Annotated in this window: 13 protein-coding genes; 8 read left to right on the top strand and 5 right to left on the bottom strand. The window is 49.8% G+C overall.

The window, feature by feature from the left end:
- Nucleotides 1-100 precede the first annotated feature (100 nt).
- Together pyrR and ACFS7Z_RS06895 are read left to right on the top strand one after the other, a co-directional pair.
- Nucleotides 101-649, top strand: a complete 549-nt coding sequence (pyrR, locus tag ACFS7Z_RS06890; protein WP_377482696.1) for a bifunctional pyr operon transcriptional regulator/uracil phosphoribosyltransferase PyrR — start codon at nt 101-103, stop codon at nt 647-649.
- 9 nt (nt 650-658) lie between these two features.
- A complete protein-coding gene (locus ACFS7Z_RS06895) occupies nt 659-1579 on the top strand; it encodes an aspartate carbamoyltransferase catalytic subunit (RefSeq protein WP_377482697.1) in 921 nt (306 codons plus the stop codon).
- A 284-nt stretch (nt 1580-1863) separates the two neighbouring features.
- On the opposite strand, the gene ACFS7Z_RS06900 is transcribed toward ACFS7Z_RS06895, so the two are convergent.
- From ACFS7Z_RS06900 to ACFS7Z_RS06910, 3 genes are all read right to left on the bottom strand, one after another.
- Entirely contained in the window at nt 1864-3525 is a 1662-nt protein-coding gene (locus ACFS7Z_RS06900; protein WP_377482698.1) for an OmpA family protein, read from the bottom strand.
- A gap of 192 nt (nt 3526-3717) precedes the next feature.
- Entirely contained in the window at nt 3718-5007 is a 1290-nt protein-coding gene (locus ACFS7Z_RS06905) for an aminopeptidase P N-terminal domain-containing protein (protein WP_377482700.1), read from the bottom strand.
- Between the two features lie 290 nt (nt 5008-5297).
- The gene (locus ACFS7Z_RS06910; protein ID WP_377482702.1) at nt 5298-6296 is read right to left on the bottom strand and encodes a glycosyltransferase family 9 protein; all 999 of its coding nucleotides are present in this window, start codon (nt 6294-6296) and stop codon (nt 5298-5300) included.
- 425 nt (nt 6297-6721) lie between these two features.
- Here ACFS7Z_RS06910 and ACFS7Z_RS06915 point away from each other — a divergent pair, with 425 nt between their 5' ends.
- The 4 genes from ACFS7Z_RS06915 (at nt 6722) to ACFS7Z_RS06930 (ending at nt 12564) form a co-directional block, all read left to right on the top strand.
- The gene (locus tag ACFS7Z_RS06915) at nt 6722-7504 is read left to right on the top strand and encodes a hypothetical protein (RefSeq protein WP_377482705.1); all 783 of its coding nucleotides are present in this window, start codon (nt 6722-6724) and stop codon (nt 7502-7504) included.
- A 150-nt stretch (nt 7505-7654) separates the two neighbouring features.
- Nucleotides 7655-8887, top strand: coding sequence for a M16 family metallopeptidase (locus ACFS7Z_RS06920; protein WP_377482707.1), 1233 nt, complete (start codon nt 7655-7657; stop codon nt 8885-8887).
- Nucleotides 8888-9003: 116 nt separating this feature from the next.
- Complete coding sequence (locus tag ACFS7Z_RS06925) at nt 9004-9648, top strand: O-methyltransferase (RefSeq protein ID WP_377482710.1); 645 nt, start codon at nt 9004-9006, stop codon at nt 9646-9648.
- Between the two features lie 324 nt (nt 9649-9972).
- On the top strand, nt 9973-12564 hold the full coding sequence (locus tag ACFS7Z_RS06930) for a LysM peptidoglycan-binding domain-containing protein (protein ID WP_377482712.1): 2592 nt from the start codon (nt 9973-9975) through the stop codon (nt 12562-12564).
- Between the two features lie 737 nt (nt 12565-13301).
- On the opposite strand, the gene ACFS7Z_RS06935 is transcribed toward ACFS7Z_RS06930, so the two are convergent.
- Nucleotides 13302-14630: an MFS transporter gene (locus tag ACFS7Z_RS06935; RefSeq protein WP_377482714.1), complete on the bottom strand. Its 1329-nt coding sequence runs from the start codon at nt 14628-14630 to the stop codon at nt 13302-13304.
- Nucleotides 14631-14911: 281 nt separating this feature from the next.
- Between ACFS7Z_RS06935 and dnaE the strand changes: the two genes are divergently transcribed.
- Together dnaE and trxA are read left to right on the top strand one after the other, a co-directional pair.
- Nucleotides 14912-18532 (top strand): DNA polymerase III subunit alpha, encoded by a 3621-nt coding sequence (gene dnaE / locus ACFS7Z_RS06940; RefSeq protein WP_377482716.1) that lies wholly within the window; start codon nt 14912-14914, stop codon nt 18530-18532.
- 461 nt (nt 18533-18993) lie between these two features.
- Nucleotides 18994-19320: a thioredoxin gene (trxA, locus tag ACFS7Z_RS06945; protein WP_115563496.1), complete on the top strand. Its 327-nt coding sequence runs from the start codon at nt 18994-18996 to the stop codon at nt 19318-19320.
- A gap of 78 nt (nt 19321-19398) precedes the next feature.
- On the opposite strand, the gene ACFS7Z_RS06950 is transcribed toward trxA, so the two are convergent.
- Nucleotides 19399-19887: a DUF421 domain-containing protein gene (locus tag ACFS7Z_RS06950; protein WP_377482718.1), complete on the bottom strand. Its 489-nt coding sequence runs from the start codon at nt 19885-19887 to the stop codon at nt 19399-19401.
- Nucleotides 19888-20120 lie beyond the last annotated feature (233 nt).

The raw sequence follows: 20120 nt of genomic DNA on the forward strand, positions 1-20120 counted from the left end.
CTGAGCGAGCAGCTATCCTACAGTCTTGTTCCTTCACCATCGAACATTTATTTCCGCATCTTAATCAGACACGTTATATTTGCAATCAATATTTCCGGCTATGCAGAAAAGACTCATCGTAAACCACCAACTGCTCGATATCATGGTGCTGCGCCTTTGCCACCAGCTCATCGAGAACCACGGCGACTTTTCTGATTCTGTTATACTGGGTCTGCAGCCGCGCGGCAGGTTTGTAGCGCAGCGCATCCAGGCCACTCTGGCCACCATACTGGGCAGGCAGGTACCTACCGGTTACCTCGACACTACCTTTCACCGTGACGATTTTCGCCGCCGCGATACACCGCTCACCGCCAACGCCACCAAAGTCGATTTCCTGATTGAAGGCAAAAAGGTGATTCTGGTGGACGATGTACTGTATACCGGGCGTTCCGTACGGGCTGCGCTGGATGCGATGATAGCCTATGGCCGCCCTGCCAATGTAGAGTTGCTGGTGCTGATTGACCGCCTCTACTCGCGCCACCTGCCTATACAGCCAACGTATGTGGGCCGCCACGTTAACTCGTTGCAGAGCCAAAGGGTGTTGGTAGAGTGGAAAGAGCAGCAGGCCCCGGAAGATAATATATGGTTAATTACCAAAAACGAAGAATAAATTCTCCCCATGCAAGAGCTCAGCGTCCGGCACCTGTTAGGCATCAAGGATATTACATCCCAAGACATCCAGCTCATTTTTGAGACGGCGGATAATTTTAAAGATGTGCTGAACAGGCCGATAAAGAAAGTGCCTTCGCTGCGCGATATTACCATTGCCAATGTTTTCTTTGAAAACTCTACGCGCACCCGCCTCTCCTTCGAGCTTGCCGAGAAAAGGCTCTCTGCCGATGTTATCAACTTCAGCAGCAGCAGCAGTTCTGTAAAGAAAGGCGAAACCCTGCTGGACACGGTGAACAACATCCTGGCCATGAAAGTGGACATGATTGTGATGCGCCACTCCAGCCCTGGTGCTCCCCACTTCCTGAGCAACCACATCAACGCCAACATAGTCAACGCCGGCGACGGCACGCATGAGCACCCGACGCAGGCGCTTCTTGACGCTTTCTCTATCCGGGAAAGGCTGGGCGATGTAGCAGGCAAAAAAGTCGTGATTATAGGGGATATCCTGCACTCGCGGGTGGCGCTGTCCAATATCTTTGCGCTGCAGAAGTTGGGAGCCGAAGTAATGGTGTGTGGCCCTACCACCCTGCTGCCAAAGCACATCAGGCAATTAGGCGTTAAAGTGGAACTGGATGTGCGGAAAGCTCTGGCATGGTGCGATGTGGCGAACGTGCTACGAATACAGCTGGAGCGCCAGCAGATGAAGTATTTCCCGTCGCTGCGCGAGTATACCTTATACTATGGCATTGACAAGAAAATGCTTGACAGCCTCGACAAACAAATAACACTCATGCACCCCGGCCCGATAAACCGTGGCGTGGAACTGAGCAGTGATGCAGCAGATTCTCACCACTCCATCATCCTGAACCAGGTAGAGAACGGTGTGGCTATCCGGATGGCAGTGCTGTTCCTGCTTGCTCAAAAGTAGCAGCATCCAAGGTTAAACCTGCTTCTTCTGATATACAAAGGGCCTGTTCCAGATAATGGAACAGGCCCTTTGTTTTTTCTTTGATGAACCTACTGGTAGGTATCTTACCATTTTCAGAGGTGCATCCTACAGGAAAGGTCTGTAAGCGCGCACCCAACCAGCACCAGGTTTAGATCTGCTGTGTCTGCCGGCAAGAGCAAGTAGCCCTCCCGTAGAACATAAAAACAGCTACAAACAAAAAGGCCGCAGGTTTTCCTGCGGCCTTTTTATAGTTTTTAAGCAATTTAATCAAGATTCAGCTGCATGTCCGGGGTGTTCATTTCGAAACCAACCCTTCGGTTAATCAGTCGCTGAGCTTCCGTTCTGCGACGTGGCAGACGCTCATTCACCTGTACCAATGGTCTGGACTCGCCATAACCTCTTGTTATCAGACGGTCAGGGTTCTGAACGCCTTGCTGTATAAGGTAATCTTTCACGTTCTGTGCTCTGGCTTCAGATAGCGCCTGGTTGTATTCTTCAGAACCAATGTAGTCAGCATGACCTTTGATTAGAAGTACGTGATCCGGATACTTCTGCAGTACTACTACAATACTATCCAGCAGCTGCTTGTAAGCATCCTGCACACGAGCCTGGTCAAACTCAAAGCGTACTTTCTCTTCAATTAGTCGCAGTTCGTCAGGAGTTAGTTCAGGGCAACCGTTCGTTGTACCTGGGCCTGCAGTGTTAGGGCAAGCATCCTGGTAGTCAGCCACACCGTCACCGTCAGTGTCAACAGGGCAACCGTTGGCGCCTACCTGTACACCGGCTGGTGTGTCTGGGCACTCATCACTTGGGTCAGCTACACCATCTCCGTCAGCATCCGGGCAACCTCTCATGGCAGCAGTACCGGCCTGGTCTGGGCATTGGTCGTCTTTGTCAGCTACACCATCACCATCACGGTCTGGGCAACCTTGCGTAGCAGCTGTACCGGCTTCTGTAGGACACTGATCCTGGTAATCCGGAACACCGTCTGCGTCGCCGTCAAGAGGGCAACCTCTCTTGTCTACCTGTACGCCAGTTGGGGTATCCGGGCAGTCATCTCTTCTGTCAGGCACACCATCACCGTCAGTGTCTGTGGCTTTGCCTAAGTTAAAGCCAAGGCCAATGTTGTGCTGCAGGAAGCGGTCGTTCTTGTCATCTGTGAAGTAGCCGTCGATTTTATCCTGACCAATAATCAGGTAGTTCGTTTCGATGAAAGCGCTCACAGCATCTGAGAAGCGGAAACGGATACCGGCACCACCTTTTAAAGCAGCAGTGAAGAACTTATCATCTTCCTGTCTCATGCCAGCTGCTGTCATGGCATCTGTTTTAGCCCAGGCACCACCACCCCCTACTTGCAGGTATGGCCCTATAAAGGCATCTTCTTTCAGGATGCTACCATACAGCTTCAGACGCAGGGCCAGCATAGCAGTACCCATTTGTGCATCAAAGTTAGCACCATTCAAGTCACCAGAGTTCATGGCCTCTACACTACCATAGGTAAGGTGAAGACCACCATCCAGACCAGAAGTCAGATATCGGTTCAGATTAAGACCACCACCCCACTCCAGCTTATTGCTTTCGAAGTATTGGTCATCAATCTCGCCTTTATACTGTAAGGCACTTCCGTATATCTGAATATTCATTCGTTGATCTGAGCTTTGGGCAAATACCCCGCTACTTGCTGTCAGCAAGAAAACGAGCGCCATAGCTAGTTTACTAAGTTGTGTAAGTCGTTTTTGCATAATTTTACAAAGTATTTTGATATGACAATACGTGCATGTGTGGAAAGGAGTTTTTGTAATGTTTAAAAAAAGACACCACAGATGAAAACTGTAGAGTTTCTGCTGATACAAATAGTAGGAGGAGGAAACGTTTATCCATAGGCACTTTAGAAAATTGAACATTTGCAGTTGGCTGAATACCATTGCATTTAGTTACTGCTGCTCCTCAGCTCCTGCTGGGCACGCTTGTATACTTCAACTGATACAATGGCACAAGGTTGTACAAGAAAAAAAATTTTGACGCAAGGGCTCTAATTTAAGTGTAAGTACAGGAAAAAAGGCTGCCAGCATACTTACGGCAATCTTCCCTCTGAGGCTTTTTCCCAAGGTAAAAGCCTATTTCTGCATCAGGCGCTCAATATCGTCTGCCTCAATCGGTATAGCCTGCATTAGATTCTGTGCTCCGTTTTTCGTGATGAGGATGTCGTTCTCCAGCCGGATGCCCAGCCCTTCTTCCCTGATGTAAATACCGGGCTCACAGGTAAAAACCATACCTTCTTCAAACCTACGGAATTTATTCCCGACGTCGTGTACATCCAGGCCCAGGTGGTGCGAGGTGCCATGCATGAAATATTTCTTGTACATGGGCTTTGCCGGGTCCTGGTTACGCACGTCGCTCTCGCTCAGCAAGCCCAGCCTGATAAGTTCATTTTCCATGACAGTGCCTACAAACTTGTGGTACTGGTCCAAGGTGTTACCGGGCACCAGCATTTGGGTGGCAGCCTTCATCACCGTTAGCACCGAGTTATACACATCGCGCTGACGCGGCGTGAATTTACCGTTTACAGGCACCGTTCGCGTCAGGTCTGCGGCATAGTTGGCGTATTCAGCCCCGAAATCCATTAGCACCAGTTCCCCTGCTTCACATACCTGGTCATTATCCACATAGTGCAGGATGCAGGCATTTTCACCGGAAGCAATAATGGGGTGGTAAGCCGGCCCCCTGGAGCGGTTGCGCAGGAACTCGTGGTACAGCTCTGCTTCTATTTCATACTCCTTCACGCCAGGCTTGATAAAGCCCAGCAGGCGATGAAATGCTTTTCCTGTGATGTCGCAGGCCTGCTGGATCAGCGCTATCTCCTGCTCCGACTTTACTGCACGGAGCTGGTGCATGATAGGGGCGCTGCGCTCATACTTGTGCAGGGGGTAGTGCTGCTGGCACCATTTAATAAAGCGGGCATCACGGGTCTCCACCTCTATTACAGCCCGCAGGTGCTCGTTCGTGTTCAGGTAGAGGTGCTCCGCCTCAAATAGCTGGCTCCTGAGTATCTGCTCAAACTGGTGAGTCCACAAAACGGTCTCTATGCCGGAAGCCTCCTGGGCCTGCTGCTTTGTTAGCTTATATCCTTCCCAGGTAAGGATGTGTTCGTTGGTTTCGCGCACAAAAAGTACTTCTTTCATGCGCTCGTCCTTTGCATCCGGAAAGAGCAGCAGGATGCTTTCCTCCTGGTCAACTCCGGTTAGGTAGAAAAAATCGCTGTTCTGGCGGAAAGGCATCGTGGCGTCTGCATTCGAAGGCATCAGGTCATTCGAATGGAAAATGGCAACGGAGGAAGGCTTGAGTTGCTTTACAAAGCGGCGGCGGTTTTGCTCAAAAAGCTCCTGCCCTATTGGTACATATTTCATTTGATTCAGTTTTCTGAAGATTGGAACAATTGTATCAACAACTTAAAGCTAATACAAAAAATCTTTTTAAAGTAATTGCGCCTGTGTGTCTTCAAAGGCTAACGTCACTTATAAAAAGTATGCGGTGAAACGCCACTACCTGAAACAATGGGAAAGAGAACGAGAAGAGAAGACGTTCTACTATTTTTATGATAGACCGGGAGCCATGGCGCTGTCAACTCGACTGGGTAGTTATAGTTAAGAAATTTAGCTTTTACGCGTCGCAAGGCAAAAGCGAAAGAAATGAGCTATTAGCTTACGGCTAGCTGCAGTACCTCCAAAAGCTGCTCATTCCGAATGTCGCGGGCGCATCTAAAATGTCCTTCCGGGCAGGCTTTGTAGCCGTGCAAGCCACAAGGGCGACAGTACAAAGGCTCCTCCCGCTCTACTATATGCGCAAAGTCAGACAGCGGGCCAAAACCGAAGCGCGGCACTGTGGAGCAGTAGATGGCACAGGTAGGTGCATTCAGCGCAGAGGCCAGGTGCATCGGGCCGGAGTCATTCACATAGTTGAGCACCGCATCCCGCATCAGCGCCGCCGATTGCAGCAGGTTCAGTTGCCCGCACAGGTTCTCCACGCGAGGGTTGGAGCTCTGGCTGATGATGGCGTCGCAATGGGCCTTGTCGGCGGGTGAGCCCAGCAGGTAGACTCTATAGGTTGTTTCGATGCTGTTGATGAGTTGCACCCACTGCTCCTGCGGGTACTGCTTTGTAAACCACACAGAGGTAGGCGCCATACAAATAAAAGGCTCCTGCTTTAGTTCCTGTACTTTCGCAAAATCTACCGGAGAAGGATATAGCTTTGGTTTGGAAGGTATGGCGTTGGTGAGGCTTTGTATCAGCATATCGTTGCGTTCCACCTCGTGCGTACCCGACTTTACATCGTGCACATAGCGGCGGGTGAAGAGGCGGGAGAAAGGATTTTTCTCGAAACCTACTGTTTCCTTCGCCCCAGACAAAGCAGTCAGAATACCAGTGGCACCAAAGCGCTGCACGTTCACCACCAGGTCATACTGCTCCGCCCTTATGCGCTTCAGCAGCTTCAGCAGGCTTTTGTACTTACCTTGCTGCTTGTCCCAAATTAATACTTCCCGTAACAGAGGATGACCTTTCAGTAGTCCCTCATTTCCTTTGCGCAGCAGAAAATCCAGTTTCGCCTCTGGGTAAAAGGCGTGCAGCTTCTCCACCAGTGCTGTGGCGAGTACCACATCTCCTAAAAAAGCCGTTTGAATTACCAGAATTTTTTCCATGCCGGGTTTAAGCTTCGGACAAAACTACACCAAAGCGCGCTGAGTTAAAAAATAAAGCCTGAAATGAGCAACAGGAGGGGATTTCAGTCAAAATAAATACTGCTGTCCAGGCTAAAAAGCAATATATAGTATACTACTGTTTTAAGCAAAGTGAAAGTTATTTTTAAACTAAACATAAAGCCACTTTGACTTAATACTTCTGATTTGTTTATAAAATATGGATTTGTGTCTTGATATTTGTGGCTGGTTGCAGCCGTAAATCAGGCAGATGGCTTTCCCGGATCTTCATGGTGCCTTCACAACGTTTTGTGGCGGTCCTTCATTCGGCTGCCACTATTCATCTGTGCACTACCTGCCTTAGCAGGAGCTAAAACAACATAAACAGGAAAGGAATCAGCATAACCTTTCCCATCTATTATAAAGTTATGACAAGACCAGTACTCTTTCTAGGCTTGCTAAGCGTTCTGCTTTCCGTGTCTGGCTGCGTTTCTACGTACATGCCCAACGTGCCCAATGTGCCTATGTTCACACAAAAAGGGGAGCTGAGTACAGGTGGCCACATCACACCAAAAGGCAACGTGACTTTTAATACAGCCTATGCCGTGACCGACCACTTTGCTGTGCTGGTGAATGGCTCCATGCTCAACAGCGAGCGCAGAAAAAGAGACCTGCGCCACAACCTGATTGAAGCGGGGGCAGGTTATTTTACCACCTTTGGCAAGGACAACAACCGGGTGCTGGAAGTCTATGGTGGCTTTGGTGGCGGCAGCAGCGACCGAACTGAAAAAAAAGAAGATGACGAGGGGGTGATTACGGCTGAGCGCCGCGAGGCAAACTTCAACAAATACTTTGTGCAGGTAAATTTCAGCTCCAAAAGGAAAAAGTCGCTGCGCCTGTTTGGTAACGAGTTTCCTTTGAACTATGGCACTGCTTTGCGGGCCAGCTACATCGATATGAGCAAACACTTGTTCAACGGGCTGCCAGCAGAGGAAGAAGACAACATCTTCCTGGAGCCAATTTTCTTCACCCGCCTCACCCTGAACCCATCGGTGCAGCTTCAGTATACCAGCGGCTCTAACTTTGGATTGAAGAACCGCAAAGCCCTTACTGCCGGTTATTCTGTTTTCTCGCTGGGCTTTGTAATCAATGTAGGAGGCCGCAACACAACGCAGAACAAGGCAGGCATCAATAAGCAGGGAGTACGCTAAAGGCATTCATAACCAAATAAAGACACACCACCCCCATCAGGCCGAACTTAGTGTAGCGGGAATGCAGGTATAGCCTTTGTCCGGTAATGGTAGCATTGAAAAGATTCTGGCACTTTTTCCGTACCTTTGCAAGCCTAAATTTGATATTGAATGCCTGATTACCATATCCATACTTTACCCAACGGAATAAGAATAGTACACAAGCAGGTGCAGCATACCAAAATAGCCCACAGCGGGTTTATTATGGACATCGGCAGCCGCGACGAACTCTCCAACGAAACGGGAATAGCCCACTTCTGGGAGCACATGGCCTTCAAAGGCACTGAAAAACGCAAGTCGTTCCACATCCTGAACAGGCTCGAGTCTGTGGGAGGCGAACTGAACGCCTATACTACAAAGGAGAAAATCTGCTTTTACTCTTCCGTGCTGGACAAGCACTTCGATAAATCATTTGAACTACTGACTGATATCACCTTCCGTTCTGTGTTCCCGGAGCGGGAGATTGAGAAAGAGCGGGGCGTGATTCTGGAAGAGATGTCGATGTACCTGGACACCCCGGAAGAAGCCATTGTAGATGAATTCGACGCCGTAGTGTATGACAGCCATCCTTTAGGAGCTAACATCTTAGGAACGAAAGAGAGCGTTTCCAGCTTTCATAAACAGGATTTCCTGAGTTTCCTGGACCGCAACCTGAGCACCGATTCGCTCATTTTCTGCTCTGTCAGCAACCTGCCTTTCGAAAAGGTGCTAAAGCTGGCAGAGAAGTACCTGGGTGATATTCCGGAGATTAGGAAGCACCGGGAGCGCATCCCAGTCAGCCACTATGTGCCGAAGTCTGTCACCGTTGAGAAGTCCATCTCGCAGGCGCACTGCGTGGTAGGCACTCCCGCATACGCCCTCTCTGATGAGCGCCGCATACCCTTTTTCATGCTTGTAAACATATTGGGCGGCCCGGGCATGAACTCACGCCTGAACCTGGCGGTGCGGGAAAAGCACGGCCTGGTGTATACCATAGATGCCAATTACGCGACTTACCTCGATACCGGCCTGCTCACCATTTACTTCGGTACAGAAAAAAAGCAACTGAAGCGCACTACTTCGCTGGTGCTGAAGGAACTGAAAAAGCTGCGTGAGAAGCCACTGGGCTCGCTGCAACTGCACACAGCCAAAGAGCAATTGATGGGGCAGCTGGCCATGGCCGAGGAAAGCAACATGGGCTTGATGATGATGATCGGCAAGAGTATTCTGGACCAGGGCCGGGTAGACTCGCTGAACGAGATCTTTGGCCAGATAAAGAACATCACCGCCACCGACCTCGTGGACATCGCTAACGATGCCCTCCGCGAAGATCAGCTCAGCTTTCTGAATTATGTGCCAGCTTAGTCGGTGATTGTTAATCGTTCATTGTTGTTCGTTTTAACAGTATAAGATTCTACAAAGCCTTACCGTTCAGCGATAGAACCATTCAGCAATAAATAAACAATCAACAATCAAAAGAGATGGAATTCATAGACGAAGAACTGCTGCAGTACGCGGAGGAACATACCTCACCGGAAAGCGATTTGCTGCACAAGGTAAACCGCGAGACACACCTGAACGTGCTGCGGCCGCGCATGCTTTCGGGGCACCAGCAGGGGCGCTTACTGTCTATGTTCTCGAAAATGATACAGCCGAGGCAGATTCTGGAGATTGGCACCTATACCGGCTACTCCGCGCTTTGCATGGCCGAAGGGCTGCAAACGGGTGGCACCTTGCACACCATCGACATCAATGAAGAACTGGAGGAACGGGTGCGGGGTTACTTTGAAGAAGCTGGCTTGTCAGGTAGTATAAACTATCACATCGGCAATGCGCTGGAGATTATTCCGGGCATTGGTGCTTCCTTTGACTTAGTATTTATTGATGCCGATAAAATAAATTACGCCACCTACTACGACATGGTCATTGACAAAGTGCGCGCCGGAGGCTACATCATCGCTGATAATGTGCTTTGGAGCGGCAAGGTGCTCGAGAAGTACCGCCGCAAACTCGACGAAGACACCAAAGCAGTGATTGATTTCAATAAGAAAGTGCAGGATGATGAGCGGGTGGAAAATATCTTAGTCCCCATACGGGATGGCCTGATGGTGGCACGGAAAAAATAAAATCAGTAGAGCGGGAGGACGGGTAAGAAGTTCTACCGCTTTTCTTTTCAGCCCGAATCTACTTTTATTTTTCCTAATCACTTATCCTACTGCGTCTTACTTTCAACACTGCATTTCCCTCTCTTTTCTGGGCCACCCGCTGCCCTAAAATATAATGTAAGAACTTGGCGAAGCGTTTTAAAAAGCGAGGCAAATTGCGTTATTTTTGTGAAGGTATATATTACCTTTCGAACATATTAGAGCTTAGCTATTTAAGCAGCTTTAACTCAACAGAAAGTAGAACACCAAAATCAACGTTTAGCCAACATTGTAAAGTACCAAGCCATGAGAAAATCCTTCAGCAGCCTTCTAGCTTTGTTGTTCCTGCCCTTGCTGGCGCTGGCGCAACTCGTTAATGTGCCTAAAAACGTGTACTTCGCCGACATCCACCTCCGGATATCAGATGGGGCACAGGAGGAAATTCAGAAGAAGGTAGATGCGCTGCACCGCAACCAGACATACTTTAAGATGAAAGTGGATCTGGCAGATGCTTATTTCCCTGTTATCGAGCGTATATTTAAGGAGGAAGGTGTGCCGGATGACTACAAGTACCTGGCCCTGCAGGAAAGCGGATTGCTGGGAGACGCTGTTTCTACTTCTAATGCTGTTGGCTATTGGCAGTTTAAGCGGGAGGCGGCTCTGGACTTCAACCTGCGCATGGACAATAAGATAGACGAACGCCGGCACATCATAGAAGCCAGCCGTGGTGCCGCTAAGTATTTCCTGCGCAGCAATAAGTACTATGACAACTGGTTTAACTCGCTGCTTTCGTACTACCTGGGTTATACCGGAGCTAAGGCTTACACCAGTCCATCGGATATTGGTTCCCGCAAAATGGATGTTACAGAGAGGTCGCACCCATACGTTATCACGTTCCTGGCCCACAAAATAGCCTATGATGCCTTTGTTGGCAAGGCAAACCCTCCTGCCCTGTCTTTGCGCGAGATGCGCGGCACCCCAGGCCAGAGCTTAGCCGACATCGCCATGTCTACCCAGACAGACTACGCTGAACTGGAGAAGTATAACAAGTGGCTGTTAGGCAGCTCCATTCCATCTGATAAAGATTATTATGTGATGATTCCGGTGCGCAACGGCGGCAGCGATGCAGGTCTGCTGGCTTCAAAAGGTACATCTACACCGGCAGCAAGAAAAGGTCTGGGCGCAGCAGTGATGTCGAAGCGCAACGGGTTGAGCACGATTACCGCACGCCCGGGCGATACAAAGGAAAAGTTGGCAAGAAAAGCAGGTGTCTCTACTAAGAAATTCCTGAAGTATAATGACATGCACAGCTTCGATGACATTGTGCCTGGCTCCACCTATTACCTAGAAAAGAAAAACATGACCGCCGATGCGGAATACCATGTGGTGCAGCCAGGGGAAACGATGCAGCTGATTTCGCAGCATTATGGCATCAGGCTAAATTACCTGCTGTTTAAGAACCGCATGAGCCGCAGTGAGGCACCAGTACCGGGCCGCGTACTGTGGCTTCAGAACCGCAGACCAGCCAGCACACCAGTGGAAGTGCGTGACCTGAACAAGTCGCAGGCAAAAACTGCTGCCACTGCATCAACTCAGAATTGGCCGGAAGCTACCGCTGCCCAAAGAAGACAGGATGAACCAAAGCAGGATGATGATAAACCTACTAAAACAGAGCGAGCTTCAGAGGGCAATATCTTTAAACGCTTCATTAACAGCTTAAAGCGGTTCAAAAAGCCAGAGCCTGAGCAGCAGGAAGAATTTGAGCAAGAAGAAGCCATTGTTGCTGAAAAAATAGTAGTGGAGACAAAGGAATCAGCTCCCGCCCCCGCTGTATCTACTAAAGCCACCGAAGTTGTGAAAGCTAAAACAGCGGAGGAGGAAGAATGGATAGAAGCTGATAAAGAGGAATGGGTGCAGCCGGAGAAGCCAGCAGCAACAGAGACCGTAAAGGAAGTCCCTGTGAAAGTAGTTCCGGTGCCGGCAGCAGAGCCTCAGAAGAAGAAGTCGGTGCTGTATCCGCAAAAGGACACTGTACCTGCTGTACAAGTGCCTGCACAGCAAGCCCCAGTTGATTCACTGCCTGTACCTGCCACAGAAGAAACATTCCCTGCCGAGGTGACTGCACTCCCTTCTACCAGCCCCGTGCCTGCAGAGGAAGAAGGACAGCCTGAAGAACAGACAGAGGAATGGAACATCGGAACAACAGCAGAAGACGGAACGGAGACAAAACCAAAAGACATATTTGTAGAGCCAGCCACTACGCCTGCTACAAAGCCAGCCGCTACTGCTAAAAAGCAGCAATCAGCTCCTGAGGCAGCACCACAGCCAGCACCGAAACCGGCAAGGCATGTGGTAAGGCAGGGAGAGACGCTCTATGGCATCTCCAGAATGTATGCTGTTACGGTGAATGACCTGAATGCCTGGAACAAATTGGGTGATGCCCCGATTCGCGTGGGCCAGGAGTTACTGATAGCAGAACCGTTGGTTCGACCTGAACAGCAGGCAGCGACAGAAGAGGTGTCTGCTACTATGCCCTCCTCCACCAGTGAGTACCATACTGTAGTTGCGGGTGAAACACTTTACCAGATTTCAAAGAAGTACGATGTTTCGCTGGCAGATATGCGTAACTGGAATAACTTGACAGACAACAACATTCGCTTAGGCCAGGAACTGCGCGTGAAGGCTCCCGCAGGTACAGCAGCACCAGCTAGAGCTACGGAGTCAGAATCAGAAGCAAGTGCACTGCCAAGCACCGGCTACCACACCGTAGCAGGCGGCGAAAGTATGTACCAGATTTCACGCAAGTACGGTGTCACCATCAAAGACATTATGGAGTGGAATAATAAGTCTGATTTCGCTGTGAGTGTCGGGGAGAAATTGTTGATTAAGAAGAAGTAAGACTTTTATTGATTACAAGAATATTAAAGAGCCTGCCATTGACAGGCTCTTGCTTTTTATAGGGAGAGTATAGCCTTTGCCCCAGCGTATGTTCGACTGTATCTTTTGAGAGGCATCATGACGAGCACCTGTTCGTTTGCATTTCTGTCTAAGCTTCCGTGGCTAAGGCTAATCCAGTACCATCTCCCCAATAGTTTCAAAGCTCTTGTCTTAGCTCTCTAGGCCGAGAGGCCTCGTCTTTGGGCATCGCGCTGTGTAACTGAAGCTGCCCTCGCTCTGCTCGGGCTGCCTCACTTCGTTCAGCACCGCAACATTTACAAGGCGCTCAACCCAAAGCCTGGAAACATACTCACTTCGTGCTAACGGATTCAAAAGTTGTGGTGAAGCTGTTTTAAGTATGCTTGTTACTGTAGTCCAACATCAGTGATTGAATTACAGAAGTAACTTAAACCGAGAAAGGTATAAAAGGGCTTAAAGTGCCTTTAAAGCTACAAGGCAGATAAGTTTGCCAGGTGCACTTAATGACACTCCACTGTACGAGCGTTCAGCGAGTTTAAAGGGTCTTGATTCTTTTGCTTACTTTTCTCATCAAGGAGAAAAGTAAGGCCCAGCCGGCGAGGCGAAAAACTAGCAGGAAATGATTGGCTTTGACAATTGATTTGGAATTGGCAGAAAGGGATAAAGGTTATAAATCTATACCTAGATAAAATACCTCCTGTTTTGGAAGTTTTCTTGCTTTACCTCTTTTCCGGAGGAGCCGTAAGGTTGGACGCTGACTGAAGCCCGGTGGCAATCTCCGGCACAATACCTAAACGCTCATAGATGGGCCACACCATCTGCCGGAGGCGGGGCAGGCTTACTGCGAAAGGCACAATACTCAGCGCGCACAGCAGACCGCAGCCTGCCAGGGTATACCCTACGCCTACATGTTCTGCCACAGCCCCTGCCAACATACTACCGATAGGCGCCATGCCCATAAACGCCGTCGCATACAGGCTCATCACGCGTCCCCGCTTATCATCGTCCACAATGGTTTGCAGCAGGGTGTTGCAGGAAGCCATGGACACAATCATGCCGAAGCCGGAAAAAAGCATCAGCATAAGAGACAGCACCAGCATCGTTGAAAAGGAAAAAGCAATCAGCGAGGAGCCAAATAAGACCATCATTCCCACTATTATTTTCCCTAGCCCCAGCACAGATTTCCGCTGCGCCAGGAACATAGCGCCAGCTAAAGCACCGAAGCCAGAGGCACCCATCAGGTAGCCTAGCGTGTTAGCGCCACCGTGTAAAATATCCCGGGCAAAAACGGGCAGCAACACGCTGAAGGGCATCCCAAACAGACTTAGAAGCGCTACAATTAAAATCAATGCCCGGATAGGCGGAAAGCCAAAAGCATATTGAAAGCCATCTTTCAAGGATTGCCAGGCCTTACGCTGCTGCGCCACCCGCTCGAAAGGCTTCAGCCGCATCAGCAGCAGCGAGGCCAGCACCGCAATATAGCTGAGGGCATTGATGAGGATACAGATACCCTCCCCCACAACTGCGATGATCAGACCTGCTATGGTTGGCCCAACTAGGCGCGCCATGTTGAACATAGAGGAGTTCAGGGCAATAGCGTTGCTGATGTTCTCCCGCTTCTCTACCAGTTCAAAAACAAAGGCCTGCCGGGTAGAGATGTCGAAGGCATTAATAATACCCAAAACGGCACTCAATGCCAGCACATGCCATATCTCAATGGTTTCCGTTAATACCAGCACGGCCAGTGTGGAGGCCTGTAGCATCGAAAGCGTTTGCGTTACAAGTAATACCTTGTGGCGGTCGAACTTATCGGCGGCAACACCTGCAAAAGGGCCGAGCAAAAAAGACGGAATCTGGCTGGAGAAGGTAACAGCACCAAGCAGGAACACCGAATCAGTGAGGCGGTACACGAGCCAGCTCAGGGCAATCTGTTGCATCCAGGTACCTATAAGTGAAATCCCCTGCCCCACAAAAAATAATTTGTAGTTGCGCGACTTCAACGCCCTGAACATGCTGCTTAATTTTCCTTCTGACTTTTCCTCTCCCATAAACGAATTACTCCTGCACCGGCACAGCTTTTTACTTACGTAGTAACACCTCCACGGAGTTATATATTAAACAGCAGCATGTTAAATTAAAAGCAAAAACGAGTGCCCTTAAAGAGATAAACTATACCTCTTATTTGTTGTCCCAGAAGCTGCTTTTTGGTTTGGGCAGCCGCCCTATTTTTCGTACTTTTAACATCCCAGGAATGGCCCCAGAACATAGATTTCCACTAATACATAAGCTATTTCCACTTCATAATTTTTAATTTCTAATTCCTAGAGATTTGCCAGTTTTTTCTCATTTACATACACACACGCAGTACTCGCTGCTCGACGGCCAGGCCAGCATCAGCGCGCTCATGAAGAAGGCGCAGGCCGATGGCATGCCCGCCGTAGCCATGACGGACCACGGAAACATGTTCGCCGCCTTCAACTTTGTGGCCGAGGCGAACAAGTATAACGTGAAGCCGATTGTGGGCTGCGAGTTTTACCTGGTAAAAGACCGCCATCAGAAAACTTTTACCAAAGAGCAGAAAGATGTGCGCCACCACCAGCTGCTGCTTGCCAAAGACCAGGAAGGCTATCAAAACCTGGCAAAGCTGTGCTCCCTCTCATATATAGAGGGGGTATACAGCAAGTGGCCGCGCATGGACAAAGAGCTCCTTTTGAAGTATAGCAAAGGCCTGATTGCCACCAGCTGCTGTATTGGTGCCGAGGTGCCCCAAGCCATTCTCTGGAAAACTGAGGAGGAAGCAGAAGAAATATTTAAGTGGTGGCTGGATGTGTTCGGAGAAGATTACTATATCGAAATACAGCGCCACGGCCTGCAGAACATCGACGGCACAGGCAAGAGCCAGGAAGACATCAACCAGGTGCTGCTGAAGTGGGCGAAGAAGTATGATGTAAAGGTTATCTGCACCAACGACTCCCATTATGTGGACCAGGACGACTGGAACGCGCACGACATTCTGCTTTGCGTGAACACCGGTGAGGACCAGTCAACACCGGTGGGCGATTTTGCCACGCGCTACTACCGCTTCCTTTCAGATGACCAGAAGGTGATTTACGATACGGTCGATAACGTCCGGAACAAGTACAGCAACAACGCCAGCGTACGGCAGATGCTGCAGCGCATTGATGAGGCTGGCCCGAAGACACGCTTCGGCTTCCCGAATGACCAGTTCTACTTCAAAACGCAGGCGGAGATGAACGAGCTGTTCAAAGATGTGTCGCAGGCGGTGGATAACACGAACGAGATTGTAGACAAGATAACGCCCCCGAAGCTGAAGCGCGACATCCTGCTGCCCAACTTCCCGATACCGCCGGAACACGCGGGTGCCGATGCTTACCTGCGCCACCTCACCTACGTGGGTGCCAAAAAGCGATACACTGACATTACGCCCGAAGTTGAAGAGCGCCTGGATTACGAGCTGCGCATTGTGGAGACCATGGGCTTTGCTGGCTACTTCCTCATTGTGCAGGACTTTATTAACCGTGGCCGCGACATGGGTGTGTTTGTAGGCCCGGGACGTGGTTCGGCGGCTGGTTCTGCAGTCGCCTACTGCATCGGTATCACCAACATCGACCCGATTAAATACAACCTGCTGTTTGAGCGATTCTTGAACCCGGAGCGTGTGTCGATGCCCGATATTGATATTGACTTTGACGACGTGAACCGCCAGCGCGTAATTGACTACGTGGTGGACAAGTATGGCAAAACGCAGGTAGCCCAGATTATTACATTTGGCACCATGGCTGCCAAATCATCTATCAAAGACGTAGCGCGCTCTACCTCTCTGCCGCTGGCCGATGCAAACGAGATGGCGAAGATGGTGCCGGACATGCCGGGTACTACACTGGCAAAGGCCTTTATAGAAAACCTGGAATTAGCTGCCATCCGCGAAGGAACCGACGCGCGCGCTGCCGTACTGAAGCTGGCCGAGAAGCTGGAAGGCTCTATCCGGAACACGGGTATACACGCAGCGGGTGTTATCATCGCCCCGGACGACATCACGAATTACATTCCGGTTTCTACCTCCAAGGATTCTGACCTGCTCGTAACGCAGTTTGACGGTAAGGTGATTGAGAGCGCCGGCATGCTGAAGATGGACTTCCTGGGCTTAAAGACACTGACCATCATCAAGGATGCCATGGAGCTGATTAAAAAGAACCACGGCGTTGAGATTGACATCGACAACATTCCGATAGATGACGAGAAAACGTACCAGTTGTATCAGCGCGGTGATACCATTGGCACGTTCCAGTTCGAGTCGGAGGGTATGCGCATGTACCTCAAGGACCTGCAGCCTACCAACATTGAAGACTTGATTGCCATGAACGCCCTTTACCGCCCGGGCCCGATGCAGTTCATCCCGAACTTCATTAACCGGAAGCACGGCAAAGAGGAGGTAGAGTATCCGCATGAGCTGCTGGAACCTATTCTGAACTACTCTTATGGTATCATGGTGTACCAGGAGCAGATTATGCAGACGGCCCAGGTCCTGGCTGGCTACTCACTGGGTGGTGCCGACTTGCTGCGCCGCGCCATGGGTAAGAAGGATATGAAGAAGATGGCAGAGGAGCGGGAGAAGTTCATTGCCGGTGCCAAAGAGATTCACAACATCCCGTCTAAAAAAGCCTCCGAGGTGTTCGACGTGATGGAGAAGTTTGCCCAATACGGCTTCAACCGTTCCCACTCTGCCGCTTACTCTGTAGTAGCCTACCAAACAGGTTACCTGAAAGCCCACTACCCTGCCGAGTATATGGCTGCCGTGCTCACCAACAACATGAACGACATCAAAAAGGTGACGTTCTTTATTGAGGAGGCACGCAAGCAGGGCGTACAGGTGCTGGGGCCGGACGTAAACGAATCCTTACTCAAGTTCAATGTGAACGAGCAGGGCAATATCCGTTTTGGCCTGGCCGCGATAAAGGGAACCGGCGAATCTGCGGTGGATGCTATTATAGCGGAGCGCGAGAATGGCTTGTACCGGGATATCTTCGACTTCGCGAAGCGGGTGAATCTGCGTGCCGTTAATAAGAAAACATTTGAAAGCCTGGCGCTGGCTGGTGGCTTTGACTCGTGGGATTTATACCATCGTGCCCAGTTGGTAGAGGTACCGGAAGGCGAAAACATGAGCTTACTGGAGAAAGCGGTGCGTTTTGGCAACAACTACCAGGCTGAACTGCAGGCTGCCCAACAGTCTTTGTTTGGAGGCGGAGCCGCTGTGGCTGCTCCTATGCCAAAGATACCGGAGGTAGCCCCCTGGACGCAGGCCGAGATGCTTCGCCGCGAGAAAGAGGTGGTCGGCTTCTATATGTCGGGGCACCCGCTCGACCAGTTTAAACTCGAGATTGACTCCTACTGCACTTGCCCGCTAAACAGGATAGAAGAGTATAAAAACCGCGACGTAAACGTAGCCGGTATGGTGACGGACATTGTGATTCGTACCGCCCGAAACGGTAATCCGTTTGCGCTGTTTACGGTAGAGGACTATGACACATCGATGCAGATGGCGCTGTTCGGAGAGGATTACGTCAAGTTCTCGCCTTACCTGAAGATGGGCTTATACCTGTTCATCCGGGGCAAAGTGCAGCTGCGCTATAAATCCGAAGACCAGTGGGAGTTGAAACCGCAAAGTATCCAGCTATTAGGCGACATTACTGATAAAATGGCTCAGGGCGTACAACTCAACATTAACCTGCAGCACTTCACACCTAACCTGGCCGAAGCGTTGGAAGGCGCCATTGTAGCCAGCCCAGGCCAGAAGCGCCTGGAGATAACGCTGCACGTGCCGGAAGAAAAGCTGGCCCTGCCGATGTACTCCCGCAAGTACCGCATCGATCCAAAGCAGTTTTTGGCAACAATTAAGGATATGGGCGTGGGGGAATGTAAGTTGATTTAATATAGCTGCCGGGTGTAAAGCCCCAATAACAAAAGGGGTGTGCTGCTGTGGTGGCGAACCCCTTTTGTTTCTATTAGCTAGCGGCCCTCTATGCTCTTTCGGACTTCTTAGTCCGAAAGCTTTCTACCGGAGACTTCCTTATCTCCGTACTGGTGTTCCTGTTAACGCGGATTAGAAAATCCGCTTCAGGTTTAATTCTGGATTAACAATTACAGAACTAAGCTTGCTCAATCCCCCCTCGCAGTTCAAACATTTTCAGTATATACTTGTTGGTACAAATTAAATAATACCCTGAGAGGCCTTGCCACCGTAAGTATATAGAGTAATGATTGCATACGGCGACCACAAGGGCAGATAGCAAGACAGCTTGTCAGGTAATTTGACTTTGGGCGTATATTTGCCAAACTTATAATTGTTACTATATTTAAACATAGAACTTAACACAACAAACCGTTAAAATTATGGCTAACAAAGCAATAGAAATCACAGACGCGAATTTTGATGAGATCATCAATTCAGATAAACCAGTATTAGTAGACTTTTGGGCAGAGTGGTGCGGACCGTGCCGCATGGTAGGCCCTATAGTAGAAGAATTGGCTGGCGAATACGAAGGCAAGGCCGTTATTGGCAAAGTAGACGTAGATGCTAACCCGCAGACTTCTGCTAAATTCGGCATCCGAAGCATTCCAACCCTTCTTGTTTTCAAGAATGGCGAAGTAGTAGACAAGCAGGTAGGTGCTGTACCTAAAAACGTGCTTTCTCAGAAACTGGAGTCACAAATGGCGTAAGCTACATCATATTAAACTTTATATAAAAAGGCTCTCCCGCTATAGCGGGAGAGCCTTTTTACTTTTCTGTTAATTTCTTTATTCCTTGTCCTTCTTCAGTATGATGCTGATGCTACCGCTCCGTTCGAGGTAAGCTTCTTTTATCCTGTCCAGTTCTGTGGCCGAACCTGAGCTACGTAGGGCTTCGAGAAGGTCGTTTCTTGTTACGCTGTTCGCACGCATCTCCTTCTCCTGTATCTTCCCGTCTTTTACGAGTAACTGCGATTGCCCTTTGATCATGTTCCCGAAACCGAAGTTGGAGTGATAGGCTATAACTGCCAGCGCTTTGTGTAGCATCACTAAGGTAAAGGCTGCCGCTAAAGTAGGCCAGAAAGGTGAGTTGCCCGTAATGGCGCGGCTGAGCACGGAGCCATAGATAATACCGAGGATAATATCAAAAGCCGTGTTTTTGCCGAAAATGCGGTGGCTCCCGATCCGGATGATAAACAAAGCGGCAAAGAACACGCCGATGGCCCTTGCAGACATTTGCCACCAGGTCAGCGTTTCTTCATGTAAGCCGAAAATCATATCAAAAGCTTCCTGCATACCACCAAAAACGCAAGAGCCTGAGTAGGGTTATACCTGCCTCAGCTGCTGTCGCCGCAGTTGCACAGGTTCTTGTCGAGGTTGTAAGTGTACCCGAGGCGGGTCTCATTATTACGTTGGGCAAAAGCCTAAAGCAAATCAGCAGCATCAGCAGAACTGAAAGGAATCTTCCCATACAGTATGTTGTTTGGCTTGTGCTGTTGCAAGAGGTAATG

Source organism: Pontibacter toksunensis, assembly GCF_042686245.1.
GTDB lineage: Bacteria > Bacteroidota > Bacteroidia > Cytophagales > Hymenobacteraceae > Pontibacter > Pontibacter toksunensis.